This is a genomic window from Phenylobacterium sp. (assembly GCF_031181185.1).
Taxonomy (GTDB): Bacteria; Pseudomonadota; Alphaproteobacteria; order Caulobacterales; family Caulobacteraceae; genus Phenylobacterium.
Genome location: NZ_JAPSKZ010000159.1, coordinates 1 through 8,352, shown reverse-complemented (window position 1 = coordinate 8,352; position 8,352 = coordinate 1). Strand labels below are relative to the sequence as shown.

The following is an 8,352-nucleotide window of genomic DNA, read 5'->3' as shown; positions in this document are numbered from 1 at the left end:
GGACCAGCACGTGGGCCGCCCCATCCCAGGTCTCCGCTGCGACCATCAACAGCATGGCCGAGAGCGTCAGGTCGCTGGCGCGCTCCGCGGGCGGCACGTCCGGGTCGGCGTTCTTCATGAGCAGGCCCGCGAGTTCGGCCAGGACGGCAGGGACTTCCGGGGTCATAGGCGGCCCATCACCTTCAGCATCGCCCGGTCCTGGGCGTTGATCAGCCACCAGGCCGGATAGACCATGATCGGCGCCTTGTTGCCGCCGGAGGTGAAGGCCTTGGCGCTGCCGATCCAGATTCCCTGGCCCTTCACGCAGTTGAACAGGGTCCACCACTTGAGCGCAGCGGGGTCCGCCTTCAGACCGCTGGCCCGCTCCCAGATCGCCACCGCCTGTTCCGGCGGGACAAGGCCGCCGGCCAGGCCTTCGCGGCCGAAGCTCCAGACCGGCTGCAGGCTCCAGCCCAGGTCTTCCAGCGGATCCCCCAGGTGCGCCATCTCCCAGTCCAGGACGCCGTGGATCCCGCCCGCCTCGTCGAACAGGAAGTTGCCGGTCCGGTAGTCGCCGTGGACGACACTGAGCTTCTGGGCCGGCGGCGGCGGGTTGGCGCGCAGCCAGCGGATCGCGGCCCGCGTGATCGGCAGGGGCTGGTCCGCATCGCGGTCGATCAGCGCCTCCCAGTGGTCCAGCTCGCGCCGCCAGCAGGCGTCCAGCGCCGGCGCAGGCATGACCTGCGTCAGGCCGAGCGCAGCAGGATCGGCGCGGGCGATCTCTCCCAGGACGGTCCATTTGCGGTCTGCGATGCGCGGCAGGACTGCGTCATAGGCGCCCGACAGCAGCATCTGCGGCGAGGCCTGGAAGCCGGTCAGTTCCTCGGCGACGAAGAACGGATGGTCCAGCGGGCCGGGGTCCTCCTCCAGCCACAGCATCTCGGGCACCGGCACGGCCGAGCCGTAGAACGCGCGGTAGGCCTCGAACTCCACGCGGCGTTCGGTGTCGATCAGGCTGGCCGGCGGGTCGCGGCGCAGGATCAGTGGCCGCTCACCGCCGTCCCACCGCAGCCTGAACCGGTAGGTCTCGCGGCTGGCGCCGCCCGAGATGCGTTCGAGCCCCGACACCGTGACGCCGCGCGCGTCGGGCATCTTCCCCGCGATATAGGCGGCGAGGCGCTCTTCCAGCGGATGCGACACCTTCGACGTGCTCAGTGCATCTCGAACCGGATGGGCAGGCGCTTGGGCCCGTTGACGAACACCGCCTCGCTCATGGCGGGCTCGCCGGCCAGCTCCACCGACCTCAAGCGCGGGATCATCTCTTCCCAGAGGATCCGCATCTCCATCTTGGCCAGGTGCTGGCCCAGGCACAGGTGCGCGCCGTAGCCGAAGGCGACGTGCCGGTTGGGCTTGCGGTCGATCCGGAACTTGTACGGGTCTTCGAAGACCTCCTCGTCCCGGTTGCCGGACGCGTAGCAGAGCATCAGCCAGTCGTCCTTCTTGAGCGCCCGGCCGGCGAACTCCACGTCCTCGGTCACCGTGCGCATGAAGGTCTTCACGGGCGTGGTCCAGCGGATCGACTCGTCCACCAGGCCGGGGATCAGCGACGGATCGGCCTTGAGCTTCGCGAACTCGCCCGGGTTCTCGGCCAGGGCCCACATCGCCCCGCCGGTCGAGGACGAGGTGGTGTCGTGGCCCGCGGTGGCGACGATGATGTAGTAGCTGAGCGCCTCGAAGTCCGAGATCGGCTGGCCGTCGATGACGCTGTTGGCGATCACCGAGCCCAGGTCGTCGGTCGGGTGGGCGCGCTTGCGCGCCGACAGCGCGCGGAAATACTCGAAGAAGTCGGTGATGACGCTGATGTCGATCTTCTGCGGCGCGGTGGCCGAGAAGTCGGTGTCCTTGTGCCGGGACAGCTCAGGGTCGGCGGCGCCGAAGATTTCCTGGGTGAGCTGCAGCATCCGCGGCTCGTCCTCTTCGGGCACGCCCAGGATGCTCATGATCACGTGCAGCGGATAGTGCAGGGCGATCTGCTTGACGAAGTCGCACTCGCCGCCGGCCGCTGCCATGCGGTCAACGGCGGCCCGGGCGATCACCCGGATGCGCTCCTCCATGTTGCGGAGGTTCGGCGGCATGAACCATGCCTGGGTCAGGGTGCGGTACTTCAGGTGGTCGGGCGCATCCATGTGGATCAGGGTGCGCAGCAGGTGCGGGCTGCCGCCCATCATCTCGCGGACTTGCTGGTCAATCGCCTTGGTGGTCAGCACCGGGTTGCGGTCGCCGTTGTGGAACAGGTCGTTCTGGCGGCTGATCTCGAGGATGTCGGCGTGCTTGGTCGCCACCCAGAACGGGTCGAAGCCGTCGATCACCGCCTGGCCGAACGGCTGGTTGGCGCGCAGCCAGCGGTAGGTCTCGTGGATGCGGCCGTCGGCGTAGGCGGCCGGCGTGACCAGCGTCTCGGCATAGGCGGCCGGAATGCGGTGGTCCTGCTTGGTCATGACGCTCATTGCGGTCCCGCCGTCCCTTCGGGTGACGCGAGGTCACCGCAGACGACGCCTCCCTTTTCTTCTTATCTTGGCGCCCAGTTGATACCCGCGGGCGCCGCCCGGCAAGGCTGACGGCGCGTCAACCGGCGGGACATTCTGGAGGGGCGCAATGCTGACCCGCGGCGACGACTATCCGATCCACCAGACGCCCGAGCCGATCGCCTACGCCGGGTCAGACCGCAACTTCTACGACCGCTACTTCTTCAACGCCTATGCCCCGGACGGCGGGCTGTTCGCCGCCGTGGCCTTTGGCGTCTACCCGGCGCTGAACGTCGCCGACGCTCACTTTTCGATCACCGACGGGGCGACGCAGCGGTGCCTGCACGCCTCGCGCATCCTCAACCTCGAGCGCATGGATCTGAGCGTCGGGCCGGTCCGCATCGAGGTGCTGGAGCCCCTGCAGCGTCTGAGGGTGACGGTCGAGCGCGCCGAGGGCCTGGCCTGCGAGCTCACCTTTGAGGGCCGCGCCTTCCCGATCGAGGAGCCCCGCTTCATCAAGCGCAACGGGCCGCGGCTGTTCATGGACTACACGCGCCTGACCCAGAACTGCTTCGTCTCGGGCTGGATCGAGGTGGATGGGGTGCGCACCGACTGCTCGGGCTGGCTCGGCACCCGCGACCGCTCGTGGGGCATCCGGCCGGTCGGCGCGCCCGATCCGCAGCCGACGCCCGGCGGCGGGATCGCGGGCTTCTTCTGGCAGTGGACGCCCGTGAATTTCGACGACCGCTCGGTCTTCTTCCACGTCAACGCCGACCCGGACGGCAAGCCCTGGAACACCCGCGCGGTGATCCTGCCGGACGGCGCGGGGCCGGAGGGCGGCTGGCACGCCGACGCGCCGTCGATGGAGGCCCCGCTGCGCCAGGGCCTGCGCCATGCCGAGCGCGGGACGCTGACCATCCCAGTCGAGGGCGGCGACGCCACCGTGCGGTTCGAGCCGCTCTCCACCTTCCTGATGCGCGGCATCGGCTACGGCGGCGAGTGGCGGCACGGCGCCCTGCAGGGCGAGCTTCGGGTGGCGCGCGAGGACATCGACGTGGCCGCCTGCGACATGGCCGCCATGGAGAACCTGCACATCCAGGCGATCTCGAAGGCGGTGATGGAGGCGCCAGGCGAGCCTGCGCGCGAGGGCGTCGGCGTCTTCGAGCAGCTGATCCTCGGACCGTATCGGCCCTACGGCCTGGGTTAGCCGCCCAGCACCTTGATGACCCGCACGCCCGCCGGCAGCATCAGGGCCACGAGCAGCGTCGGGAAGATGAAGAGGATCAGCGGCACCGTCAGCTTGGCGGAGAGCGCCAGGGCCTTCTCCTCGGCGCGCAGCATCCGCTTCTGACGCATGTCCTGCGAGAAGACGGCCAGGGTGTCGCCCAGGCTCGTGCCCATCTCCTCCGCCTGGCGCAGCATGGTGGCGAGCGCGCGCGCGTCCTCGATGCCCAGCCGGTCGGCGAAGGCGCCCCAGGCGTCCTTCCGGGCGCGGCCGGCGCGCAGTTCCAGCACCAGGAAGCGGAGGTGCACCGTCAGGTTGGGGTAACGGCGCTCCAGCTCCTCGGTGACGCGGCTAACCGCGGCGTCCAGCGACAGACCGGCCTCCACCGAGGCGACCAGCAGGTCCAGCAGGTCCGGAAAGCCGTCGGCGTACTCCCGCTCCCGGTTCGCCTTGCGGCTCTTCAGCACCTGGTCGGGACCGTACAGCGCCAGCACCGACAGGATGACCGCCACGCCCAGGCCCGCGCCGTTGCCGCCACCGCCGCCGACCATCATGGGGAGCGTCAGCAGCACGCCGACGGTGGCGAGCGCGATCAGCAGCGCCTTGACGCCGAGGAAGATCACCGGCGCCTCGCGGTTGAAGAAGCCAGCCTGCATCAGGCGCGAGCGCAGCAGGGAAAGCTTGGCCGGGTCGCGCACTGCGCTCTGCTGGCCCAGGCGCCGCACCGTAGAGAGCAGTTGCTCGGGCACCACGCCCGTCGGCTTTTCGACGACGACAGTCGTCGGCGCGCCTGCGCCGGCCAGGCGGCGGCTGCGCGCGGCGCGCAAGCGAAGCTCGCCCACGGCGAAGAACGCCAGGCCTGCAACCGCGCCGCCGACCAGCAGCAGCCCCAAGCCGTAGATGAGGGTGTCGAGGGTCATGGGCCTAGAGCCTCATGTCGATCATGCGCCGCATGATCAGGTTGCCGATGCCGATCCAGACGACGCAGCCCAGCAGCGTCCATTTCACGACCGGATCGTCGATCACGTCGCCGTAAAAATTGGGCGAGATCGCCATGATCGCGCCCACGGCGATGAACGGCGCGGCCGTCAGGATCGAGGCCGAGGCGCGACCCTCCGAGGACGCCGCCTTGATCTTCAGACGCATCTTGTGCCGTTCGCGGATGGTGGACGCATTGAGCTTCAGGAGGCCGGTCAGGTTGCCGCCGGTGCGCTCCTGCAGCCGCACGGTGGCCGCGAACAGGTCCACGTCCGGATGCTGGCAACGCTCGGCCATCCGTTCGATCGCCTGCTCCAGGGTGGCGCCGAACGAGATCTCGTCGGCCGCCATGCCGAATTCAGTGCCCACCGGGTCGGCCATCTCGCGGCCCACCAGCGCAATGGCGGTGGGCACCGGGTGCCCGGCCTCGAGGCTGCGCACGATGATCTCCAGCGCCTGCGGCAGCTGGAAGCCCAGGGCGCTGGACCGCCGGTTGGCGGTGAACCTGAGGAACATGATCGGCAGGCCGACGCCGAACGCCAGGGCGCCGGCCGGGGCGAGCCAAAGGTTGCGGGTGAGGAAGGCGGACGCGCCGCCGCCCGCCACGGCGGCCAGGGCGGCGTAGGTCAGCCATTTGCGCTGGTCGTAGGGCAGGCCCGAGGCGACGATCAGGTCCGAGAGCCAGCGCAGCCGGCCCTCCTTCTTGCCCGCCGCGGTGAGCCCGCGCTGCTTGCGCAGCTCGACCACCAGAGCGCTGATGCCGCCGTCGACCTTCTCGGCCACCTTGAGCCGGCGGTTCACCACCCGCTTCTGCGCGGCGCTGGTGAAGATGCCGATCAGCCCCTGCGCCGCGGCGAACACCGCGGCGAAGACCAGCACCAGGAAGACGGCGTTGGCGTCGACGGTCATGGCCTCACGTCAGGGGCTTGGAGGGGTCGAAATTGGCCGTGTCGTACGGGATGCCTCGGCGCAGCATCTCGTCCAGGCAGCGGGGCCGCAGGCCGCTCGCGCGGAACTCGCCGTGCACCGTGCCGTCGGCCGCCGTGTGTGTGCGGTTGAAGGTGAAGATGTCCTGCATCTGCACGACATTGCCTTCCATGCCGACGATCTCGGTGACGTAGGTCACCTTCCGCTTGCCGTCGGCCAGGCGCATCACCTGCACGATCAACCCGACGGCCGAGGCGATCTGGGCTCGCATCGCCTCGTAGCTGATGTTCATGCCGCCCATGGCGACCATCTGCTCCAGGCGGCTCACCGCCTCGCGCGGGTTGTTCGCGTGGATCGTGGCCATCGAGCCTTCGTGGCCCGTGTTCATGGCCTGCAGCATGTCGAAGGCCTCTTCGGAACGGACCTCGCCCAGGATCACCCGGTCCGGACGCATCCGCAGGGCGTTCTTGACCAGCTCGCGCTGGCGGATCTCGCCCTTGCCCTCGATGTTCGGCGGCCGTGTCTCCATGCGCACCACGTGCGGCTGCTGCAGCTGCAGCTCGGCGGCGTCCTCGATGGTGATGAGGCGCTCGCCATGGCTGATGGCGGCCGACAGCGCGTTCAGCAGGGTGGTCTTGCCCGAGCCGGTGCCGCCCGAAATGACGGTGGACACCCGGGCGCGGACCGCGCCGTACAGGAAATCCGCCACCGCCTGGGGCATGGCGTTGAATTCGACCAGCCTCTCCAGCGTCAGCGGCTTCTTCGAGAACTTCCGGATCGAGACCGAGGCGCCGTCGATGGCGATCGGCGGGATTGCGGCGTTCACGCGGCTGCCGTCCGGCAGGCGGGCGTCGACCATCGGCTGGCTCTCGTCGATCCGGCGGCCGACGCCGGCGACGATCCGCTGCACGATGCGCAGAAGGTGGTCGTTGTCGCGGAAGTGGATGGGGGTGAGCTCCAGCTCGCCGCGCCGCTCCACATAGACCTGATAGGGGCCGTTGATCAGGATGTCGTTTATCGACTCGTCCTTCAGCAGCGGCTCGATGGGGCCCAGGCCCACCATCTCGTCGTAGATCGAGGCGCCCAGCTCTTCGAGCTCGGCGGTGTTCAGCGCCATGCGCTCGGCGCGGGCGAACTCGGCCACCTGGCCCATCACCTGCCGGCGCAGTTCCGCCTCGTCCAGCTTGTCGAGCTTGGCCAGGTCCAGCTCGTCGATCAGCTTGGCGTGCAGGCGCAGGCGCAGGTCGAGCTGCCGGGCCCCTGCGGCGGGCGGCGCGGGGCGCGACGGCTCCTTCGGCTCTGGCGCGGCCTTTGCCACGGGCGGCGGCGCGGCCTGCGGCGCGGGCGCGGGTTCGGGCGCGGCGGCGGGCGCGCGGGCGAGGCTGAAGCGTCCCATCAGGCCGCCTTCGCGCCGCTGCGCCGGACCGGGGCGCCGGCGAGGCGCTCGACCAGCATCTGCACGTCCTTGACGATCTTCGACTTGGGGCGGTGCTGCGAGATCGGTCCGCCCAGGTTGGCCGACGCCGCGGCGGCCTCCCAGTCCGAGCTCACGCCGGCCTCGGCCTTGCGCTGCAGGGCCCGCTCGGCCTCGGCCATCGAGGGCGCGGGGCCGAACATGCGGCTGGCCAGCCGGTTCAGCACGATGCGCGGCTTCAGCCCGGCGCCCAGCGAGGCCTCGATCTCGTCGGAATAGGCCCGGGCGGCCAGCAGGGCCGGCACGGTCAGCTCGGAGATCACCAGGACCTCGTCGCTGCCCGCCAGCGCTTCCAGCGTCCAGGAACGGCGGTGGCGCGGTACGTCCAGGATGACCCATTCGTAGCATTCGCAGGCGACTTCCAGCAGGCGCAGGACCGCCTCGCGGGAGACCGCGTCGAAGGCGCCGGGGTCGCGCACGCCGGCCAGCAGGTCGAGCTGCTTGGAGACCGGAGTCACGAAGGCCTGCAGCATGGCCGCGTCCAGCCGTTCGGCGGCCTGGCCGAAGTCGGCGAGGCGCATGGCGGCCGGGGCCCCCAGGTAGGCCGCGGCCGCGCCGTCGGCGAGGTTCAGGTCGATCAGGCACACCCGTTCGCCCTTGGCCCGGGCGGCCAGCGCGGTGGCGATCTCGATGGCCAGGGTGGTCGCGCCTGCGCCGCCCACGGCGCCGGTGACGGCCCAGCAGCGGCTCTCGCCGACGGCGGGCTGCGGCGCGGCCGCGGGCGCGGCTTCGGCCATCAGGCCCTGGATGGCGGCGGCGAGCTGTTCGCCGGTGAACGGCGCTTCCAGCACGTCGGAGTGCTCCAGCCGCAGAAGGTTCCGCACCAGGCCGGCGGGCAGGCTCTCGCCGACCAGCAGCACGGGCGGGCAGGCCTTCAGGGACGCCAGCGTCTTCACCGCCGCGGCGAGTTCGGGGGCTTCCCAGGCGTCGGCGTCGATCAGCACGAGGTCGCGCGGGACGGCGGCCAGTTCCGCGAGCTGCGCCATGCCGCCCATCTCGAGGTCGGCGCCCAGCAGTGGGCCCTTGGCGTGCGGCGCGAGCGAGGCGCCCAGCGCCAGGATGCGACGGCCGTGGAGAAGAGGACCGGCCATCAGAGACCTCCGTCCTGGGTGATCGGCTTGTCCAGCCCCTTGCCCATGAGCAGGAGGTCGCCGGTCGTGGGCTCGCGACCCGGCGGGCTGCGGGTCTCGGCGGCCTGGGCGAGGTCGGCCGGTGTGGCGTACCGCGGCGTGACAATGACGACG

At 70.5% G+C, this 8,352-nt stretch carries 7 protein-coding genes; 1 reads left to right on the top strand and 6 read right to left on the bottom strand.

Annotated features, from left to right (window positions below; genetic code table 11):
• Positions 1 to 162: 162 nt before the first annotated feature.
• Positions 163 to 1,131, bottom strand: coding sequence for a phosphotransferase family protein (locus RIF93_RS16180; protein WP_309092481.1), 969 nt, complete (start codon positions 1,129 to 1,131; stop codon positions 163 to 165).
• Between the two features lie 59 nt (positions 1,132 to 1,190).
• Positions 1,191 to 2,486 carry a cytochrome P450 gene (locus RIF93_RS16175; RefSeq protein WP_309092480.1) on the bottom strand — a complete coding sequence of 432 codons (1,296 nt, stop codon included), beginning with the start codon at positions 2,484 to 2,486 and terminating at the stop codon, positions 1,191 to 1,193.
• Between the two features lie 148 nt (positions 2,487 to 2,634).
• Here RIF93_RS16175 and RIF93_RS16170 point away from each other — a divergent pair, with 148 nt between their 5' ends.
• Positions 2,635 to 3,711, top strand: a complete 1,077-nt coding sequence (locus RIF93_RS16170; RefSeq protein ID WP_309092479.1) for a hypothetical protein — start codon at positions 2,635 to 2,637, stop codon at positions 3,709 to 3,711.
• Here the strand turns inward: RIF93_RS16170 and RIF93_RS16165 are convergent.
• The 4 genes from RIF93_RS16165 to RIF93_RS16150 are packed head-to-tail and all read right to left on the bottom strand — an operon-like array spanning position 3,708 to position 8,199.
• Positions 3,708 to 4,649 carry a type II secretion system F family protein gene (locus tag RIF93_RS16165; protein WP_309092478.1) on the bottom strand — a complete coding sequence of 314 codons (942 nt, stop codon included), beginning with the start codon at positions 4,647 to 4,649 and terminating at the stop codon, positions 3,708 to 3,710. The genes RIF93_RS16170 and RIF93_RS16165 overlap by 4 nt on opposite strands.
• A gap of 4 nt (positions 4,650 to 4,653) precedes the next feature.
• The gene (locus RIF93_RS16160) at positions 4,654 to 5,616 is read right to left on the bottom strand and encodes a type II secretion system F family protein (protein WP_309092477.1); all 963 of its coding nucleotides are present in this window, start codon (positions 5,614 to 5,616) and stop codon (positions 4,654 to 4,656) included.
• A 4-nt stretch (positions 5,617 to 5,620) separates the two neighbouring features.
• Positions 5,621 to 7,030: a CpaF family protein gene (locus RIF93_RS16155; protein WP_309092476.1), complete on the bottom strand. Its 1,410-nt coding sequence runs from the start codon at positions 7,028 to 7,030 to the stop codon at positions 5,621 to 5,623.
• Entirely contained in the window at positions 7,030 to 8,199 is a 1,170-nt protein-coding gene (locus RIF93_RS16150; RefSeq protein WP_309092475.1) for an AAA family ATPase, read from the bottom strand. The genes RIF93_RS16155 and RIF93_RS16150 overlap by 1 nt, the downstream gene beginning before the upstream one ends.
• Positions 8,200 to 8,352: the final 153 nt, after the last annotated feature.